17 protein-coding genes are annotated in these 19,533 nt (G+C 63.2%); 4 read left to right on the forward strand and 13 right to left on the reverse strand.

Going from position 1 to position 19,533, the window contains the following annotated elements; translation table 11 throughout:
• Positions 1-128: 128 nt before the first annotated feature.
• Positions 129-767 (forward strand): HD domain-containing protein, encoded by a 639-nt coding sequence (locus tag AYJ54_RS15630; protein ID WP_063699818.1) that lies wholly within the window; start codon positions 129-131, stop codon positions 765-767.
• Here the strand turns inward: AYJ54_RS15630 and AYJ54_RS15635 are convergent.
• The 6 genes from AYJ54_RS15635 to trpC form a co-directional block, all read right to left on the reverse strand.
• Positions 750-3,269: a two-component system VirA-like sensor kinase gene (locus tag AYJ54_RS15635; protein WP_063699820.1), complete on the reverse strand. Its 2,520-nt coding sequence runs from the start codon at positions 3,267-3,269 to the stop codon at positions 750-752. The genes AYJ54_RS15630 and AYJ54_RS15635 overlap by 18 nt on opposite strands.
• Positions 3,266-4,207 (reverse strand): cytochrome-c peroxidase, encoded by a 942-nt coding sequence (locus tag AYJ54_RS15640; RefSeq protein WP_082905664.1) that lies wholly within the window; start codon positions 4,205-4,207, stop codon positions 3,266-3,268. Before AYJ54_RS15640 ends, AYJ54_RS15635 begins: the two co-directional genes overlap by 4 nt.
• Positions 4,204-4,770, reverse strand: coding sequence for a DUF1127 domain-containing protein (locus AYJ54_RS52350; RefSeq protein ID WP_245329027.1), 567 nt, complete (start codon positions 4,768-4,770; stop codon positions 4,204-4,206). Before AYJ54_RS52350 ends, AYJ54_RS15640 begins: the two co-directional genes overlap by 4 nt.
• A 314-nt stretch (positions 4,771-5,084) precedes the next feature.
• The gene (locus AYJ54_RS15650; RefSeq protein ID WP_082905666.1) at positions 5,085-5,903 is read right to left on the reverse strand and encodes a response regulator; all 819 of its coding nucleotides are present in this window, start codon (positions 5,901-5,903) and stop codon (positions 5,085-5,087) included.
• 400 nt (positions 5,904-6,303) lie between these two features.
• Positions 6,304-7,953 carry an alpha-keto acid decarboxylase family protein gene (locus AYJ54_RS15655; protein WP_063699824.1) on the reverse strand — a complete coding sequence of 550 codons (1,650 nt, stop codon included), beginning with the start codon at positions 7,951-7,953 and terminating at the stop codon, positions 6,304-6,306.
• 108 nt (positions 7,954-8,061) lie between these two features.
• A complete protein-coding gene (trpC, locus tag AYJ54_RS15660) occupies positions 8,062-8,856 on the reverse strand; it encodes an indole-3-glycerol phosphate synthase TrpC (protein ID WP_063699827.1) in 795 nt (264 codons plus the stop codon).
• A gap of 316 nt (positions 8,857-9,172) precedes the next feature.
• On the opposite strand from trpC, the gene AYJ54_RS15665 reads away from it, so the two are divergent.
• On the forward strand, positions 9,173-9,913 hold the full coding sequence (locus tag AYJ54_RS15665; RefSeq protein WP_063699828.1) for an SDR family oxidoreductase: 741 nt from the start codon (positions 9,173-9,175) through the stop codon (positions 9,911-9,913).
• Between the two features lie 29 nt (positions 9,914-9,942).
• Here AYJ54_RS15665 and AYJ54_RS50680 read toward each other — a convergent pair whose 3' ends face one another.
• Positions 9,943-10,392: a sensor histidine kinase gene (locus AYJ54_RS50680; protein ID WP_161491860.1), complete on the reverse strand. Its 450-nt coding sequence runs from the start codon at positions 10,390-10,392 to the stop codon at positions 9,943-9,945.
• A 9-nt stretch (positions 10,393-10,401) separates the two neighbouring features.
• Between AYJ54_RS50680 and AYJ54_RS50685 the strand changes: the two genes are divergently transcribed.
• Complete coding sequence (locus AYJ54_RS50685; protein ID WP_063699832.1) at positions 10,402-10,710, forward strand: hypothetical protein; 309 nt, start codon at positions 10,402-10,404, stop codon at positions 10,708-10,710.
• 123 nt (positions 10,711-10,833) lie between these two features.
• Here AYJ54_RS50685 and AYJ54_RS15680 read toward each other — a convergent pair whose 3' ends face one another.
• Together AYJ54_RS15680 and AYJ54_RS15685 are read right to left on the reverse strand one after the other, a co-directional pair.
• Positions 10,834-11,091, reverse strand: a complete 258-nt coding sequence (locus AYJ54_RS15680; protein ID WP_201724195.1) for a DUF1127 domain-containing protein — start codon at positions 11,089-11,091, stop codon at positions 10,834-10,836.
• A 170-nt stretch (positions 11,092-11,261) separates the two neighbouring features.
• Positions 11,262-11,810, reverse strand: a complete 549-nt coding sequence (locus AYJ54_RS15685) for a 4-hydroxylaminobenzoate lyase (protein ID WP_063699873.1) — start codon at positions 11,808-11,810, stop codon at positions 11,262-11,264.
• Between the two features lie 225 nt (positions 11,811-12,035).
• On the opposite strand from AYJ54_RS15685, the gene AYJ54_RS15690 reads away from it, so the two are divergent.
• On the forward strand, positions 12,036-13,013 hold the full coding sequence (locus AYJ54_RS15690) for a LysR family transcriptional regulator (RefSeq protein WP_063699834.1): 978 nt from the start codon (positions 12,036-12,038) through the stop codon (positions 13,011-13,013).
• Positions 13,014-13,050: 37 nt separating this feature from the next.
• On the opposite strand, the gene AYJ54_RS15695 is transcribed toward AYJ54_RS15690, so the two are convergent.
• From AYJ54_RS15695 to AYJ54_RS15710, 4 genes are all read right to left on the reverse strand, one after another.
• Positions 13,051-15,870 (reverse strand): ATP-binding protein, encoded by a 2,820-nt coding sequence (locus AYJ54_RS15695; protein WP_136623722.1) that lies wholly within the window; start codon positions 15,868-15,870, stop codon positions 13,051-13,053.
• A 225-nt stretch (positions 15,871-16,095) separates the two neighbouring features.
• Complete coding sequence (locus AYJ54_RS15700) at positions 16,096-17,394, reverse strand: MFS transporter (RefSeq protein WP_161491861.1); 1,299 nt, start codon at positions 17,392-17,394, stop codon at positions 16,096-16,098.
• Between the two features lie 447 nt (positions 17,395-17,841).
• Positions 17,842-18,717: an ABC transporter permease gene (locus AYJ54_RS15705; protein WP_063699837.1), complete on the reverse strand. Its 876-nt coding sequence runs from the start codon at positions 18,715-18,717 to the stop codon at positions 17,842-17,844.
• Positions 18,714-19,499, reverse strand: a complete 786-nt coding sequence (locus tag AYJ54_RS15710) for an ABC transporter ATP-binding protein (RefSeq protein ID WP_063699838.1) — start codon at positions 19,497-19,499, stop codon at positions 18,714-18,716. Before AYJ54_RS15710 ends, AYJ54_RS15705 begins: the two co-directional genes overlap by 4 nt.
• Positions 19,500-19,533 lie beyond the last annotated feature (34 nt).

A 19,533-nucleotide genomic window follows, 5' to 3' on the forward strand; every position in this document is an offset into this window, starting at 1 on the left:
ATTTGACGCGGTTCAGAATGAGGGAGTCGCCCAACGCACACGCCCGAAGCGTCTCTTCAATGCGAGGCGCGCCGCACGCGCCGCTCGACATTTCCCTGCGGAGCCCGTCAAAACGAGAGGAAAAGATCATGGCATCGATCGAGGACATCAGGGTACCCGACACCAAACTTTGCAAGGATATCCGGGAACTCGTTCGCGACGCCGAGTCAGACCTGCTGTTCAATCATTCGAGCCGGGTCTACCATTTCGGAGCCCTCGCGGGATTGCGCCGCGGCCTCGTGTTCGACCGCGAGCTGCTCTACGCAGGCGCGATGTTTCACGACATGGGCCTCACCCCGCTACACAGCAGCAAGACCGAGCGGTTCGAAGTGGACGGCGCCAACGCCGCCCGCGACTTCCTGGCGGCGCGCAAGATCGCGCCGATCGACATCGACCTCGTCTGGACCGCGATCGCGCTGCATACGACCCCCGGAATCCCCCAGCACATGCACCCTGTCATCTCCCTCGTCACCGCGGGAGTCGAGATGGACGTGCTCGGAATCGGGTATGATGAATTCTCCGATGCCCAGCGCCTGGCTGTCGTCTCCGCACATCCGCGCACGCTGCACTTCAAGGAAGATATCATCCAGACGTTCTACGACGGCATCAAGCACAAGCCGCAAACGACATTCGGCAACGTCAAGGCCGACGTCCTCGCCGACAAGGATCCTCACTTCCATCCCATCAATTTCTGCAGCGTGACCCGGCAATCACGCTGGGAGGATTAGCGAAGCGCGCGCGTCCTTCATCCGCGCCGGCGCCTTGCGCCTATCGACCCGGGAGATCTGCGGCAAGACAATCGCAATCTCCTCGGCGACGATGGGCCACCGCACGACGTCGGAAATGCCGGCCGCCAGGAGGGCATCAGCGCCGACCTCGGACGCAATCTTGGTCGCAAGGACCACCGGAGCCGAGGGCATCGCCCGATGCAGCTCGGTTGCCAGATCGAGCGATTGCGTGAGCGAGCCGACCTGCCCCACGATCGCGAAATCGAACCGGTCCGGGGCGGTGCGGCTCGCCGCGCGCGCCGCTTCGGCTGTCGAAAAGCCAACCGCTTCGTAGCCCAGCGCCGCAAGCATCTCCTCGTCTCCGAGCAGACGATCGCTATCGCCGCTCACGAGCATCACGACCTTGCCCTGTCCGATCGCATGTACCGCCCGCCGATCCGCGGGCGCCGATACTGGCGCCGCGACCACCGGCAACCAGACATCGAAACGACTTCCCTGGCCTGGACGACTCCGCACATTCATCCCGCCGCCATGGTCGTGCACGATCTCACGTACCGTTGCCAGTCCGAGTCCGTTTCCGTCCGGCCGCGTCGTGAAGAACGGCTCGAAGATCCGGTCCAGCGTCGGCTCGTCCATGCCCGCTCCGGTGTCGCTGACGGAAATGCGGACATACTTACCTGCCTCGATCTTGTCGTGCGTGAGGATCATGGGCTTGGATATCTCCTGCAGCTCGATGTCGACGTCAATTCTTCCGGCATCAGGGATCGCATTCGCTGCGTTGTGGACCAGGTTCATGATGACCTGCTGCAATTGCGCGCCCTCGCCCGAAACGGTCAGTCCGGCCGGAAATTGCTTGACGACCAGCTCGATGTGCGGCGGCAGCGAGACGCGAAGCAGTGAGACCGCTTCGGCAACCAGCGCGTTGATGCCGAGGGGATTTCGGCGAATGTCGCGCCGGCGTCCAAACGCCAGGATCTGGCTGATGAGGTCACGGGCCCGTTCCGCGCTCCGCCTGATCCCGACGAGATGTCGGGCAAGCGCGGCGGGAGAGCCGGAGCCGATATGCTCTTCCATCACTTCGGCATGACCCAGGATTCCTCCCAGGATGTTGTTGAAATTGTGCGCGATGCCGCTGGTGAACGTTCCGATTCTTTCCATACGGCGTGCATGCTGGAGGCGCTTCTGCAGACGACCGCGCTCCTCCTCGACAGCCTGCCGCTCGATCGCATGGATGAAGGTATCCAGCGCCATGCGCAAAAGAACGAGCTCGCCCGCGTGGCTGATGCGGCACTTGCATCCCACCGCATCAAATCCGAACGCGACGACGCGGCCGTGACGATCGGTGTTCACCGCGCATGCCCACCCTCCGAGGCCGAGCTTCCTCAGAAAGCGCTTGTCTTCGCCGCCCGGCATGCGGGCAACACGGGGCACGTGGACGACACCCTCGCGTTCCGCGTCCATGCGGGCGGCGAGGTCGGGGGCCCCTTCCGGCCAGCCAGGCGGAAACTCCCGGCCAGGCTGATGCCAGAGATATGTGCGAGTGGTCGCCCCCACGACAACGAGATAGACGCGATCGGAGCCTGCAAAGGTGCCGAATGACGCGATGGCCCGGTGGATTTCGTCGTCAATGCCCTGCGGGGTCGCGTTGATGAAACTCATCGAAATATCGGCGATGATGTGCTCCAGCGCGGCACGCCGACGCAGCGCGTTGGCGCGCGACCGCAACCGGACACCAAGATAGACCAGGAACCCCATCAGCACGAGCGATGTGGCGTAGAGCAATAGGCGATACGAACGCGCGGAATTTCTCGAGGCAAGCTGCCTCTCCAGAATCATCGCGCGCAAGGCGTCCTGATCGTTCTTTAGCTGCAGGCTCGTCATCGCCTGCAGGATATCGTCGACCGACGGCAACAGCTTGTGCAGCAGGCGGCCATGCGCCAGGAACGGCTCGACCGAGGCGATCTGGCCGGACCCAATGGCCTGCAACTCCACTTCATCGAGCCGCTGCTGCGCTTCGTTGACCGCGGCTAACGATGTGTCCAGGGTCAGGTGAAAGATCGCCGCGGCAGCCGAACTGATGGCGAGGTCGAGATCACGCAGGTCCGAATGCGCGGCGAAGCGCGCAAAGAAGGACAGCGAGTTCTGGAGGACCGCATTCTGGCTCTTGAAATTCTCGACCAGATCTTCCTGCCGGTTGACGGACGTGGCCAGCCGTTCGACGGTCTCGCGGGTCTGCGGGTCGAGCGCGGCGGTGTCGCGCAGCCGGGCGATCCCGTCGTGCAGCGTATCGATCTCGCTCACCAGCGGATCGTAGTTCCGCAGCAGGCCCGTGCGTGCGGCGAAGAGGTCGCGATACAGATTATCCTCGGAGAGGCCGAAGCGATCAATCTCGCTCAGTGAACGATCGAATAATTCGGCTTCCGGGTCGACCGCGCGCCACGAGAACCAGGTGAGCAGCAGGGATAGACCGACAATGACGGCTACGGGTGGCGCGAACCTCATGGCGCGCCTCCGGTGACCGGCCTGCCGCGGTAGTTCCCGGTCAGGGTCTTCAAGAACGCGACCAGAGAGGCGACCTGCTCATCCGTCAATGTACGGTCGAGCTGCGCCGCCGCCATTCGGCGCACGGCCTCCTCGAGGGTGGCCGCGCTGTCATCGTGGAAATAGGGCGCAGTCGTCGCGATGTTGCGCAGACTCGGCACACGAACCCGGCTCGGCCCGCGCCCGACCAGCGGACGGAAAATGCCTTGACGGGCCATTAGATTGGCGCCGATGCCGACACCCTGATGACACGCGATGCAGCCGAATGCCTTGAAGGTCTGGTAGCCGGAGAGTTCGACCGGGGACAGCGCCGACGCATCGCCGCGAAGCCATCGATCGAAGCGGCTATCCGGCGTGAGCAGCGACCGCTCGAATGTCACGAGCGCATCGAGGAAGCTGTCGCGATCGACATCATGTCCATAGGCGGCGCGAAACTCCGCGCTCAGGACCGGATCTTCACCCAGCCGCCGAACGACATCAGCAACGCTGCTCTGCATGTTGAGCGGATTGTCGATCGACGCTTCCGCCTGAGCTGAAAGGGTACGGAAACGCCCTTCCCAGGTCAGGCGAAAGCTCAGGGCCGCGTTGAACACGGTGGGAGTATCGAGCGGCTCCGAAGCGTCCGCTGGCCGCCTGCCCTCGTCGGCTCCATTCGTGCGAAGGTCGTGGCAGGACGCGCACGATAGCCGTCCGTCGGCAGACAGCCGCGAATCGTTGAACAAGCGCTCACCAAGCGCCAGCTTGCGGGGATCGGCGGGGGGCGGCTGCGGGATCGGAGTTATCGGCTCACCGCCCTTCCCGAACTGCGCGGCAGCAGAGGATACCCTCGACGGTCCCTGCTCGGCGACCGCCCCCGCAAGCAGGATTGATGCGCAGACTGCAAGCACGATCCACTTCATCGCAAGTCGAGTTCACCTCTTACGGCCAGCCCGACGTCGAAGCGTGTGAGCCCAATATCGCGCAAAGCCCGATCATCAAGCGCCCTGAGCTCCGCCAGCGCGCGGCTCTTGGCGCGCCGTTCGGCGATCCAGTTCCACAGCGACACCACCACCGCGCTGACCGACGCGTAGAAGACGCGCGGGAGGGAGGGCTGCAGGACGTGGCTGACCGGGAGATCGTCGGCCATGAAAATCTGCGGATTCGATCGTGGCGGCCGCGGGCCTGAATCGTCCACGCGCAAGCTCACCGGAAGCGCGATGATCTGCGTGCCCCGTCCCGTCGCAGGCTGTTGGTCACTGTTCCGACGTATCGAAGCCGACGCGAATTCGGGTGGCACGTTCCGCTCGTCGTTCGGCAGGCGGTACGGATAGATCGCATAGGCGTGAGCAGCACAGCCGGCCAGGAACTCCGCAGTCAGCACGGACCCGACGGTGAGCGCGAAGTGCGATATCGCGCCGGCAGAGGATACGGCCGACCGAATGAGGATATCCGTGACGCGCGCTGTCAGGCCCGACGGACGCACATGATCAATCGTTGGCGACGGCCGCGGAAACGGCAATGTCGTCGGCTCATACCGTCGTTGAATGCGACGGTGTCCATCGGATGGATACTGCGCGGCGCCGCGCAGGTCTCCGCATGATTTCGTCTTCAAAAGCAGCATCATCGGTCTCCGTCCAATCGCTGGTCGAAGAGACATTGCCCCCGTCACGTTTCCGGAAAATTCCGGCGAAGGACAATCAAGCTACGTCTGCAATACGCATTGCGGCAGCAGTAAAACCGCTAGCTGAGCAACTCGCTATCGAATGGAACCGGAGCCCTATGGGGCTTTTGTAAGCGTCAGAGACGTTCGACCGGCAGGGTGAAGACATAGCCGACCCCGCGTTCGGTCCGGATGATCGATGGCGCGCTCGAATCGGTCTCCAGCTTGCGGCGCAGACGAAGCACCTGCACGTCGATGCTGCGATCGAATATATCCTCATGAACGCGCGTTGCCTGCAGGAGGTATTCGCGGGACAGCGGCCTCTGCGGAGCGTCGAGGAAGGCCATCAGCAGGGCATATTCGCCCTTCGTGAGCGAAATGGGCTCGCCGGCCGCATTGGTCAGGCGGCGCAAGCGCCGATCGACTTGCCAGCTGCCGAAACGCCAGCGTCCCTTCTCGGCATCCCGCTGGGCGGCGGACGGCGCGGCCTCCCGTCGCCGCAGAACGGCCTTGATGCGAGCAAGCAGCTCCCTCAGGCCGAACGGCTTCGTCAAATAGTCGTCTGCTCCCAGCTCAAGACCGACGACGCGATCGACCTCATCGCGCCGATGACCTGTCGTGATGATAACAGGCACATCCGACTGCGCGCGGATCTCGCGGAGCAGGTCGAGGCCGTCCTCCTGTCCGAGGCGAAGATCGAGCACCACGAGATCCGGCGTGTTGCGCGCAAGCAGGCCTGGCACTTCCTCTCGCCGCGACGCCGAGATGGTTCTGATGTCGTGATCTTCGAGATAGTTTGTCACCAGATGCCGCATGGTCATGTCGTCCTCGACGACGAGACATATGGGAGCCCGGTGCTCTGTGCTGTCGTTGGTGGGCAATGGTTCGAACAATTTGTACGCGTCGATATCAATTTGTGAGGCGAGCGCGGCCGGGCTCGTCGTTCTCTGACTCATTCCATCTCTCCGCCGCCCCCACGCTCATATAGGAGAGCCACCCGGCATTGCCCCACACGTTTTTGAGAGCGATCCTTAGAAGGATTCTAATTCGCTCTTCGCGCGAGCGGGTCCTCTGCCCGCCGTCGGTTACAATTGTAATTGGATGCATCGAGCGGGAGATCACGATGGCGGTCGATAATGGGCCGGCTCACGCGCGACGCCGCGCTGCGCACGCACGCGCGTTCGAATCGATAGCAATCGCATTGCGCACTCAGACAAGACGTCGGACGCGTGCGTTGCAGTTGTAACAAGTTCCGCCGGCTGCTGAGACCAGCAAAGACCACCTGCAAAATTGCAGAGCTGCATCGCGCTGAGTTCGCTGCGGGGGCGAAGGCCGGCCTTGTGCAAGAGGGCTGCACTACCGGCGGGGCGATCGGGCTCTGTGCATTTCCTGCAGCCGCAGCGGCAGCGGCGGGGACTCGTATGGCGGCGTCACCACCTCGATGTAGACCCCGGTCTCGGCGACGGAGGCGCGCTCAAGCGCTTGGTCGAGCTCACCACAGGTAGTCACGCGCGCCGACATCCAGCCATCGCAGCCGAAGACTGACGGCATCTCGGCATAGCGCCAGGCCGCAATGTCATTGTAGGCAAGCGATGGATCCCTGCAGAGCAGCCGCTCGATGAGATAGCCGCCGTTGTTCAGAACGAAGATCACGGGCGTCAGGCCTAGACGGGCGAACTGGCTGATTTCCTGAATGCTGCATTGATGGGCCCCCTCCCCGGTGAACAGCATCACCCGCCGATGCGGCGCCGCGACCGCGGCTCCGAGCGCGGCCGGCGTCGCCCAACCGATCGAAGCCCAGAGGCTTTGGGTGAGGAAGTCGACCCCCGTTGGAAGCTCGGCCAGACCGAGGCCCATGAACGCCGTGCCGGCTTCGGCAACGACAATATCATCGGAGCGCATAAAGTCGGCCCAACGCGGATACAGCGCGGCTGCGGTGATCGGTTCGGAGCCGCTGCCGATGGCGGAACGTGAGATGCCATCCGTCCGAGGCAGCACAAAACCCCCTCCCCACTTCAGCCGCTTCGCAAGCGCGGCGAGCACATCCGCCATCTCCACTCCCAACACTCTCCGGCCGCAAATCGTGAGGTCGTGGTCGTTGATGGCAATCAATCGGGCCGGGTCGATCCGCGTCGTGAATGCTCCGGTGTTCAAGTCGCTGAACAACGAGCCGATTGCAAGCACGACGTCGCGACTTTCGACAAATTCACGGACGTCCTCGTTCATCAGCCGGCCGACATACATGCCGAGATAGGCCGGCTGACGTTCGTCCAGAATCGCCTTATCGGTGAACATGGTCGCGAAGGGGAGGCCCGAGGCGTCGACGATCGCCTGCACAATCGATCGCAGCCCGGCTCGCGCCGCCAGGAAACCCGGCAGGACGCAGGCCGTCTTTGCTTTGTCCAGGGCAGCCAGGATCGCTTCGACTGCATCTCTCAGCACGTCGGGATCGCTTCCCGGCGGCTCGATCGGTCGCGCATGTCCCTGCGCGGGCCGCGAGGCGAGATCGAACGGAAACGACATGTAGACCGGCCGCAGATGGTGGCGCGCTTCAAAGATCAGGCGCTCGGTCTCGCGGACGACGTTCTGCGGCGTCATGACGGCACTGGCACATACGACCGGCCCGCTCATGCGCCGAAAGGCGTCGAACTCGCCATCGCCGAGGGTATGATGCACGATCGCCCGCGCCGATTGGGCGGACATCGCCGGCGTGCCGACAAGGTGGAACAGCGGCACGCGTTCGGCGCAGGCCCCCGCGATCGCGTTCATTGCGCTGAGCTCGCCCACGCCGGCGGTCGTGCAGATTGCGCCCACGCCCTTCAACCGCGCATAGCCGTCCGCTGCGTAGCCGGCGTCCAGCTCGTTGCAGCAGCCGATCCACCGCAGACCGGGCTGCGTGCTGATCGCGTCATTCAGTGGAAAGGAGAAATCGCCGGGAACGCCGAAGACGTCGCCAACACCAATATCGCGAAGGCGAGACAGGACGTATTCAATGACGGTTGGCATCGGGCGGCTCCCTCGATCGGAATGGATCGAGCGTTCCGCTTCCCGGTTACGGTGTTATCTCAATTCCGGAGCATCCGGCTACATCGGTAGTCGATGGAGCCAGGTGCACTAGCGCTTGAGCAAGGCGCGCGTTGCAGCGCTGACGTCGTCCCGACGCATGAGGCTTTCTCCGACCAGAAAGGTCGATATTCCAAGCTGCGCGAGGCGGGCGAGGTCAGCGGGCGGCGATATGCCACTTTCCCCCACGATCAGGCGGTCCTTCGGAATCATCGGCGCCAAGGCCTCGCTGGTCGCGAGCGTCGTCTCGAAGGTCCGCAGATTGCGATGGTTGATGCCGATCATCGGCGAGCGAAGCCGCAAGGCGCGCTCGAGCTCCTCGTGGTCGTGGATTTCAACCAGCACGTCCATGCCGTGATCGATCGCGGCGGCCTCGATATCCCTCGCAGCCGCGTCATCGAGCGCGGCCATGATGATCAGAATGCAGTCCGCGCCATGCGCACGCGCCTCCACCACCTGATAGGTATCGAACATGAAATCCTTGCGCAGCACAGGCAGGCTCGTCGCCGCGCGCGCGGCCGTCATGAAGCCCAACTCCCCCTGGAACGACGGCTTGTCGGTCAGCACGGACAGGCAGGCCGCGCCTCCCGCCTGGTAGGCTCTCGCAAGCGACGGCGGATCGAAATCGGCGCGGATGAGCCCCTTGGAAGGCGACGCCTTCTTGATCTCGGCAATCAGCGCGTATTCGCCGGCCGCAAGCTTGCTGCGGATGGCCGAGACGAAGCCGCGCGGAGGCGACGCCGCCTTCGCGCGCGACTGCATCTGGCTGAGCGGACAAACCCGCTTTGCGAGCTCGATCTCCTCGCGCTTGTAGGCTTCGATCTTTCTCAGAATGTCGGGCGCCATGTTTTGAGCTCGTTCGAAATGACAGGGAGCGACGACTATTCAAGGAGAAGCGCGTTTGCGAATCGCATTTCGTTGAGTCGCGCGTGAGCGCCCGCAACGGCACCGGTCGGACTGCCCTGTCGAGCCCGGCAATGACTGCGACGATTTTCACTCTTTTACGGAACAATACAGACGGCGCCGCTCGGACATCGTCATAGTTCCAGTCAAGATTCTCCGCTGCTGGTGTCTCGTCGAAGCGACCTATGCCTGGCGGGAAGAGAGCACTGCAACAGGTCACGGGGCGGAGCATCGCGCCGGACACTTAGGAGCGAGCCCCATGTCAGCCAACCAAAGACGAGTTGCCCTCATCACCGGCGCCGCCCGCGGCATCGGCGCAGCCATTGCCGAACGGCTTGCCCGTGACGGCTTCAGCGTCGTGATCAACTATGTCGGCAAGACCGACCAGGCGGACGCCCTCGCCGACAAGATCGAGATGGCGGGTGGACGCGCCATCACGGCGCAGGCGGACATCGCCCGGCCTGCCGACGTCGAGCGCATGTTCGAGATGGCCGACGTCGCCTTCGGCGGCGTGGATGTGCTGGTGAACAATGCTGGCATCATGCGGCTATCCGCCATCGCGGAGACCGATGATGAGCGATTCGACGCGCACGTCGCGGTCAACCTGAAAGGAACCTTCAATACGTTGCGGGCGGCGGCGCGGCGGATCCGTCACGGGGGGCGCATCATCAACCTGTCCTCCAGCCAGGTGGCGCTGCTGCATCCGACCTACGCCATCTATGCGGCGACGAAAGCCGGTGTCGAGGCGATGACCCGCGTCCTTGCAAAGGAGCTGCGCGGCCAGGACATAACCGTCAACGCGATCGCTCCCGGCCCGACTGCAACGGCGCTGTTTCTCGACGGGAAATCCCAGGACGCGATCGACCATCTGGCGAGCCTCGCGCCTCTCGAGCGGCTCGGGCAACCGGTCGACATCGCGGCGGTCGTGGCTTTCCTTGCCGGCCCGGACGGAAGCTGGATCAACGGCCAGGTGATACGGGCGAACGGCGGGATGATCTAGACAGCCAGCGGTTACGAGATCTCGTCCTCCTAGACTCTCCTCACCAGGATGGAAAACCGGGTTCCGCGCGACGGCGCCGAACTGACATCGATCCGATGTCCGAGGATGGACGTCGCGCGCCGCACGATGAAGAGTCCGAGCCCAAGCCCGTCAGCGTGCGTCGAATCGAGCCGCGTGAATGCGTTGAAGATCCTCGACATCTGCTCCTGGCTCATGCCGATTCCGGTATCGATCACGTCGACCCTCACGCTGCAACGGGAGTGGCGACAGCCCAGCAGGATGCGTCCGCCCGGCGCGGTGTATTTGACCGCATTGCTGATCAGGTTGCGAAGAATGGCGCCCAGCAGGAACGCATCACTCGTCACCACGGACCTGCTCGGCACGAGACGGATCTCAATTTCCTTCTCGCGCGCAGCCGCTTCGTTTTCTCCGCTTGCCTGTCGCAGCAGTGAATCCAGGCGGATCGGCCCCAACCGCATGCGCTTCACATGCTCGTGGAGCCGTACCGCTCCAAGGAGCTGATCGAGCTGCCGCTTCAACTGATCGATCGCGGCCTGGCCGATCTCCAGGAGATGCTGCTCGGACTGGGTTCGGGGGCCGTGGCCCAGCCTTTCGTGTGCGCTTTGCAGCACCTGCAACGGCTGACGCAAATCATGGCCTGCAATGCCAAGGAGAACGATCTCGAAATCGGAAAGGTCCCTGGTCGATGCCGCTCTGCGGACGCGGCTCGAACGAAGACGGCTGACAGCTTCGACCCTGATCTGACAGTTGATGTGGTCCATGATGTGCTCTCCTGATGCGAATGAACTCCGCCAGCCCACGCTCGATTGGCCCAGGTTGCGCGTCCTGCATCCCGCGAGCGAGTGTATCGTCGTAAGCGCGTGTAAATTCTTACGAGCGAGCCGCGTTAGTCCAATCGCTCAACAGTCAAGACAGAACCGTACCGTGAACTCGATCTCGGAACGGTTCGGGATGCCGAGATCACGTAACGTGTGGTCATCGAGCAAGGCCAGCGATCGTGTCGCCTGCCCTATCCGACGCTCCCTGCACCAATGGATCCATAGATCCATGATCAGATTTGCCGCGCGCTCAATGCTGCTGCCGTCACCGCGGTCGGCATCCGCATGTCGCTGCAGGTTCGAGGTCGAAACATCGCTCGCCGAGGCACGTGTATCCATTTGCATCACTCCACATTGTCTTGCGAGGGCGAGCATGAATGTGGGCGGCTACAATCCGACAACCTCTTCCCGGAATCGAGTTTCATCAGAAACTCTTCACACCTCATTTCGGCCAAGAACGTTCGGCGAGCGCGAGCCAGGCTGAGCCGGAGAGTCGATCTCCGAACGCGTCAGGCCGGCGCCTTGAAATCATACGAAATGCGCCCGGCTGGCAGATAGAACAACGCGATCACCGCGCCACCCCTGACCTCCGGATAGTGCTGGCTTCCCGGATCGGGGGCCGTCCACCCTGCGCCCTGCCAGCCCTGCAATCCCTTCAACTGCGCGCCTTCGTTCAAGGGAACCACCAGATTGAGCTCGCCATAGGGATGGCCGTGATATTGGCCACGCAACACGTCGACCTCGTCGTCGTCCTCGAAGCGGCGCGGGTCGTTGCTGTTCATGTAGACGGCGGTAATGCTGAAATGAAACGTATCGGGACACGGCTCCTGGATCCGGCTGCGGCGGTAGTTCGGGCCGTCCACCTCCGTGTTCGCCGCCCAACCGTCCTCAACGCCGACCCTGATCAGACGCGACAGCTCCTGATAGAGCTCGCTGTCCGGGCCATAGACCCTGTTGAGCCACCGCTCCATGTCTGCGCCAGGCGTCATATCCTTGACCTCCCGGAGAAAGGGAATGCTGCACTGAATCAGGTCCTCTCGACTCCCTCTGACGTCCATCATGCTCCTCCAGTCTTCTGATGCATAATGGCTCGACCGGCTCTGGAGGGAAGTGAAACGATTGCAGAATGATCGTGAATGGGGTTCACGACACACTAGCCTGACGCAAACTGTGCAGGTGGAGGTCCCGGCACACCGCACTTCCGCAACAGGGTTGACGTCAGCGGCCCCTCGCCAAAAGAGCGACGAAGACCTATTTGTTCGTTTTTCGACGGAATTTCCATCGTGCCCGTATCCTTCAACACCCTGGACCTCAACCTGCTCAAGGTTTTCGATGCCGTCATGGAAGAACGAAGCGTTCTCCGGGCAAGCCAAAAGGTCGCGTTGAGCCAGTCCGCGGTCAGTCATTCGCTCGCGCGCCTGCGCGAGATGCTCGAGGATGACCTGTTCGTGCGCACGTCGACCGGCATGCAACCGACCGCGCGCGCACAGGCCATGGCGCCACAGATCCGCGAGGCGCTGCGCTCGCTCGAGGCGGCCGTCGAGCTCCCCACATTCGATGCGTCCGCTTCCACCAAGCAGTTCACGCTCGCGGCAAACGACTTCACCACGATGGTGCTGGCACCTCCACTGCTGAAGCTGCTCGGCCGCGAGGCGCCGTCGGTCGACCTGATCATCAAGCCGGTGACGCGAATCGATCTCGCCGAGCAGATCGATCTTGGCCGGATCGATGTCGCCATCGGCGTCTTCTCCTCCCCTCCGGGCCGGTTCAGGTCTGCGCTGCTGTTCGAATACGACGACGTGCTGATCGTCGGCGTCCGGAACAGGCTCGATCGGGTCGACAACGCCACGCTGGAACGGCTCCCGCTGGTCGTGGTCTCCTTCGGGGGCGAGCAGGAAGGAGCTATCGGAGGGTTCATCTCCGAGCGTGGCCTGGCGAGACGATCGGAGATGTATGATCGCGCCGCCTTGGAGAAGGCGCTCGCCGAGAGCGACCGGCCGCCGCGGATGGCCGTCTCACTGCCGCACTTTCTCGCCCTGCCGGCATTGATCGAGGATAGCGGGCTGGCGGCGATCGTTCCTCGCCCGCTCGCCAAGGCCTTCGAGCGCACCTACGCGATCGCAACCCATGAGCTGCCATATGCAACGACCCCGGTCGAGGTCAGGCTGCTCTGGCACGAGCGCCTCGAAGATGAACCGTCGCACGACTGGCTGCACGATGTGCTTCGACGCGCGACCGAAGCTCTCAGGCACGAACGGTAGCCAGGCTGCCAGACAAGACGCGCCGGCTTGTCGGGATTCAGGAGCGTCCGTTGCGCGAGGGCCGCGCCCCGAGCGCGCGCAATTGACGCGCCGCTTGTTGCAGATCGAAGGTTTGGAATCCTTCCGTAAATCTGGCGTAGACATCTGCAAGCAAGGTCCGGGCTTCCTCGTGGCGTCCTCGCTCTTGCCACCAGCGGCTCAGCAGGATCGCCGAGCGCAACTCCCAGCCGAGCGACGACTGCCGCCGCGCGAGGTCGAGCGAGTTCTTCAGGGAGGCCTCGGCTTCCGGCCAGTTCTTAGGCGATGCTGCCAGGAGCACCTCGCCCCGGGTCCGAATCAGGTCGGGCATTTCGAACGTGCCCGAGCCTCGCATGGCGTCGGCCAGGATCGCATCGATGATGATTGTCGCTTCCGCGGCATGCCCGATGCGGGTCAAGCCTTCGGCCAGCGCGCGCGACGACGCGGATGAAAAAATGTATCGCTGCTGAGCCTGCAAGATCGGCAGCGCATCGCGCAGCAACGCAATGCCAAGCTGAGCGTCCCCCTTTGCCATCATAAGCTCGCCTCGCAAGCCCAGGCCGGCGGCGTGGTACGACGCGAGGGAGTATCTGGCAGCATGGGCGATCAGCCGATCGATGATATCTTCCGCAACCTGCAGATCTCCCCGCCACAGAAACACCGGCACGGCATAGGCATAAGCAAGGCAAATGCTAAACGACACGGATTGCGCTTGTCGTCCGGCAACTTCAATGCCTTCGTACGCGAGTTGAGCTGCCTGATCGGGAAGGCCACGAAGCCACAGTGTCCGCGCGCACCCGATCAAGGCCCTCGCCTGATGACCGTAGCCAAAGGAATGCACTTCGCCCACGCCGGCCGCCGCCGCGCGCTTGAAGCCTCTTTCGTAGCTCTGCTGTGCCAATGCCTGGTTTCCGACCAGATGATGACTCGATCCCAGCATCCACTCGGCAGCCACAATTTCCCTTGACCCGCCGCGCTCCCTGGCGATGGAGGCATATCGCTCCGCCGCCGCCAACGGGGCGGCGGCATCCGCAAAGCGCGTCCCATAGACGTTGAGACCGGCGAGCAATTCGAGCTGATACTCGGAATCTCCGAGCGAATCGGCAAGGCTCAGTCCGCGCTCCAGCGCCCGTGCCACCTCGGTGCTGTCACTGTGAGCATGGTGTGACGAGATCGCCAATGCCAGCTGCAACCCGATCTCGAGTCTCGTTCCGCGAACTTGCTCCGGTAACGCATCCAGTGTCCGCAGGCACCAGCGCCGACACTCGCTCAACATCGAGATCGCGAGGAACACTGGCGTCGCGCCTGCGCCAAGCGCCACGCCGATCGAACTGTCGCCAGCGTCCGAAAAACTCCATTCGAGCGCTGACCTGATGTCGCCGACGTGCCGCGCATGAGCGGCAAGATCGGACTCGTCGAGACCGTTGATCCGCAATCCGGCGAGGCGTTCCGCGAAATGAAGTGCATGCCGCCTTGCAACCGCGTCGGCGTCTCCCCGTTCCCTCAGTTTGATTCCGGCGTGTGCCCGCGTCGTGTCGAGCAGGCGATAGGAGGCCGCATTCCCGGCCCTCGATACCGAGATGAGCGACTTGTCGACAAGGCTCGCGACGAGATCCAGGACCTGGAATCCGTCGTGGGCCGGATCGGATGCAACGGCTTGCGCCATTTCGAGGGTGAAGCTCCCGACAAATATGGACAGCGTGCACAGGATGGACTTCTCCTGCTCCGACAGGAGATCGTAGCTCCAGTCGAGCATTGCCGTGAGGGTCTGGTGTCGCGGCACGCTGCGCCGTCCCTTCCAGAGCAGCATCAGGCGGTTGCCGACGAGTTGAGCGAGACTGCGGACGCCATATGTGCTCGCCCGGCTGGCCGTCAGCTCCAGCGCCAGCGGCATGCCGTCGAGTTGACGGCAGATGTCCGCGACCGTCGGCGCCTCCTCGTCCGTCAAGTCGTGGCGGTATCCGCCGGCGGCGGCGCGGTCCACGAAGAGCCGTACGGCCGGAGAGGCCAGCGCCTCGGCGGCGGTGAGCGCCACCTCGTTCGACGGCGTGTCGAGCGACTGGAGCGGGTGAACGTTCTCACCCTGGACCCGCAACGTTTCCCGGCTGGTTGCGATGATGTGGACCTCCGGCGCCTCGCGAAAGAGTCCCTCCGTCAACGTCGCCACGAATTCGATGACATGCTCGCAACTATCGAGAACAAGGAGAATTCGCCTGTCGGCAAGGGTGGCCAAAAGCCGGGGCAGCGAGTCCTGCGTCTCGCTGAGGCATCCGACGGCCGATGCGACGGCCGAAACGACCAGCGCACCGTCCTTGAGCGCGCTGAGATCCACGAAGCAGATAGCGTCCTGGAATTCCGCGGCCAGTTCATGCGCGGCGGCGACGGCTACGGTCGTCTTGCCGACACCGCCGGGCCCGACGACCGTGACGAACCGCTGCGACATGACCTCCGCGCACAAGGTCTCGATCGTCTCATCGCGGCCGACCATCCGCTGCAGGCGCACGGGCAATGTCTGGGGCAGGATCCGCGCGGGCGGCACGCCTGCAGGCAGATCAGCTTTCGCCCGGCGCTCGACCGATGCAACAAAGCAGTAGCCGCGGCCGGGCACGTTGGCGATATAGCGCGCGCCGTCCTGTCCATCGCCGAGTGCCCTGCGCAGGCCGGCAATGTGAACCCTGAGGTTGGCCTCCTCGACGACGACGTCAGGCCAAACCCGCCCGACCAGCTCCCTGCGGCTGACGACCTCGCCCGCCCGCTCGACCAGTGCGATCAGGATGTCGAGTGCACGGCTGCCGATCGCCACCGGCTCGTGCCCCTTCAGAAGCAGCTTCTGCGGCACGATCAGGCGGAACGGCCCGAACCGAAATGTTTCGTTTGCCTCAGTTCGTTGCTGCAAGGCAGCGATCCCAACATATCGTCCTGCGATAAATTTCCGAACGTCTTCCAGATCGCTCGCAAGCGGTGACGTGCGCCGGCACAATCCATCACCGGGCCGCACATTCAGCAAATCTGCGAGCCGGTCAAGGCGCGCGAACGGGCGGTCCGGCAGCCGATGCCGGGGAACCTAGACCAACGATTCCCCGTATTCGTCCTTGAACCACACCAGCGCCAATCCGCTCGCGACGCCTGCAACCATCACGATGAAGGCCGGCGCGCGGGCGTTAGCCGTCTCCGCGATGAGCCAGGTCGCAAAAGCCGGGGCAAAGGAGCCGATCATAGCTGTCAGGCTATAAGCAAAACCCACGCCAGTGACGCGTATGCGCCTGGGAAACAATTCCGCCAAAGCGGCCTTCAGAGGTCCCGCATAGACGGCCATCAGCACGGCAAGGCCTGCTTGAACAGCCGCCAGCGACGCGGCGGAAGGCCGATTCGTCAGGATTGCGTAAGCGGGATATGTCAGCATGAGAAAGCCTGCGGCAGCCAACAGGAACAACGGCTTGCGTCCGAAATGATCGGAGGCAAATGCCACGACCGGTGTGCACAGGATCATCACGCAGGTCGCCGCGACCGAGGAGAACAGGGCCTGCGCGGTCGGAATCTTCAACTCATGAACGGCGAATGTCGGCATGTAGACGAACAGGACATTACCGGCGATCGCGTAGAGCAGCAGTATGCCGACGGCAAACAACAGCGGCCGGCCGGCGCCAGACTTGCCGGCGGCCTTTGTTGCCGTGCGATCGTCGCGAGTCGCGGACAGGACGGCCGGCTCTTCGAGTTTGGACCTCATGTAGATCCCGATTGGCACGACCAGCAAGCCGAACACGAACGGCACGCGCCAGCCGCCTGCATCGATCTGCGCCGGCGTCATCGCGAGATTGATGATCATGACGATGAACGCCGCGAGCAGGAAGCCGATCTGCGAGCTAACCTCGTTGAAGCTGGCATAGAGGCCTCTCCAACGATCCGGCGCAGCCTCGACCAGAAGAGCAACCGAACTACCCAGTTCTCCGGATCCCGAGAAGCCCTGCAACAGCCGCGCGACCACGATGATCAGCGGCGCGGCAATTCCTATCGCCTCAAAGGTTGGCGCGATAGCGATCAGGCCGGTGCCAAGCCCCATGGTCGCCAGAGCCAGGCAGAGCGCCGCCTTGCGGCCGACGCGATCGGCGTAAAGTCCGAGCATGATCGCGCCGAAGGGTCGCACCACGACGCCGCTGCCGTAGCTGACGAGGGTCAAAAGCAGCGATGTGAGTTCGCTCTGCGCGGGAAAGAACAGCTTGGCTATGGTGACCGCGAGCACGCCGTAAACGAAGAAGTCGTACCATTCCAGCAGATTGCCGATGACTGCGGCGACGACAAGACGCCGATGCGACGCGAGAAGCGCACCGGTTGCCGGTGTCGGGAATTGCTGCGAACTGGACACGTTGGCGCATCGATTAGACGAACGCCTTGACGCCCGCAATAGCGTCCTTCGTCGCGCGGGGATCGCATTCGGTCATTCGCCAATGCACAGCCTCATTGCCGAATTCTCCCGAACCACGCGCGCATCGTCTGGAAGCGGCGCTCGGCTCACGCCAGATTTCGCGCGAGCGTGGGACGCAAGGCAGAAGCATGGCGCTTTGGGTAAAGACTCTGCTAGTCGCTTGCGAGAAGGAGCGTCGTAAACTCGGAGCTCTCCGAGCGCGCAAGCGGGGTCTTATGGCGGCCTGAGCTAGGAGAACCTCAACGGCAAGCGTTCACGACGCTAGCCTATTGCTGCCGAGGTGCAATCACGCTGGACAGTGGCGGAGAGGGAGGGGTTCCCCCCTGGCCGAGCCCAACCTCCATGATGAAGGCAGCAAACAGACAGCGCGCCGTTGTTCGGGCTACGCTACTCCGCCAGATTGTGCTGCTGCCAGCGCAGCAGGTAGGCCTGCAATCGCCAGATCAACGCGGATAGCGCAACGCCGACCAGCATCAGCACGATGACGGCGACCATCATTCCCGATGCCTCTGCTCGCGCCTCGGACTCGATGATCAGGCGCCCGATTCCCCGTTCCGCACCTATGAACTCGCCGACAATCACCCCTATCAGCGCGAAGGAAATCGCAGGTGTCAGCGAAGCGAAGACCCAAGCCATGGTCGAGGGGATGACCACCGTGCGGGTGATCTGCCACTCGCTGGCGCCGAGCAACCGCGCCGCATTGACAAAGCCCTCGTCGATCGAGCGCGCACCTTCGAACGTATTGAAGAACACGAGAAACACGACCACGATCCACGACGTTACGATCTTCGAGGTATCGCCGATGCCGAAAGCCAGCACGATGATCGGCGCCAGCGCGATGCGGGGGATCGAATTCACCGCCGTGATGAACGGCTGGAAAATGGCGCTCAGCCGATCCGAACGGCCCAGCACGAGGCCCCCGGCAAAGCCGCTGCTCACGCCGGTCGCGAAACCGAAGAACGTGTTCTTCAGGGTGACGGCGGTCGCGATCCAGAGATTGTTCTCGGATCGCGCCATGCAGCGGCCAAATTCGCCATTGAACCAGCCGTTGAACACGCCGAGCTTGGACTTGAGGCAGCTCAGGATCAGGAAATGCTCGAATATTTCGGACGGCTTGGACACGAAGTAGGGGTCGAGCAGATCCGGCACCAGCCAGGGAAGGCGGCCGTGCAGATCGTATCCCCATTGCCAGATCGACAGAAGGCAGACGCAGATCAACGCCTGCCAGGCCAACGTTCTGCCGTGGCGGCGCGTCTGTCTCATGGGCTGCGGCCCTTTATGAATTCCTCGCCGAGCGAGTGCCAGATGAGCTGAAACAGCTCCGCATAACGCGGCGTCTCCCGGATCTTCACGGCATTACGTGGACGGGCAAAATCTACCTCGAAGATATCTTTGATCCGGCCGGGCCGCGCGGAAAACAGAATGATGCGGTCTGCCAGCGTCAGGGCCTCGCCGAGATCATGGGTCACGAACAGCACGGTCTGCTGCTCGCGCTCCCAGATCCGAAGCAGGACATCGTGCATGTCGATCTTGGTGTGGGTGTCGAGCGCGCCGAACGGCTCGTCCATCAGCAGAACCTGCGGTTCAACGACCAACGTTCGCATCAGGGCGGCTCGCTGGCGCATGCCCCCCGACAATGTCGCGGGATAGGCATTGCCAAATCCCTGCAGCCCGGCTTGCTTCAGGCAAGCGTTGATACGTTCCTTTCGCTCCGCCACCGGGACACCGGCCAGTTGCAGGCCGTAGCCGATGTTGTCGGCGACGGTACGCCAGGGAAACAGGGTATCGCGCTGGAACACATAGCCGACATTCGGCGTCGCTTGTCCAGGAACGACGGGCGTTCCGTCAATCAGGATTTGACCACTGGTCGGCTTGACCAGTGTCGCGATCATGTTGAGGACAGTGCTCTTGCCCGAACCGGATGGCCCCAGCAGCGCGACGAATTCGCCGCGCCGGACATTGAAGGAAACGTCGCGCACCGCCTCGATGGCCGCGCCCGCCAATTGGAAGGTCTTGCACAATCCACGCACGTCGATGCGCTGCATGTCGGGCAACGCAACGGACCGCGACGTGTTTATG

The organism is Bradyrhizobium centrolobii, assembly GCF_001641635.1.
GTDB lineage: Bacteria > Pseudomonadota > Alphaproteobacteria > Rhizobiales > Xanthobacteraceae > Bradyrhizobium > Bradyrhizobium centrolobii.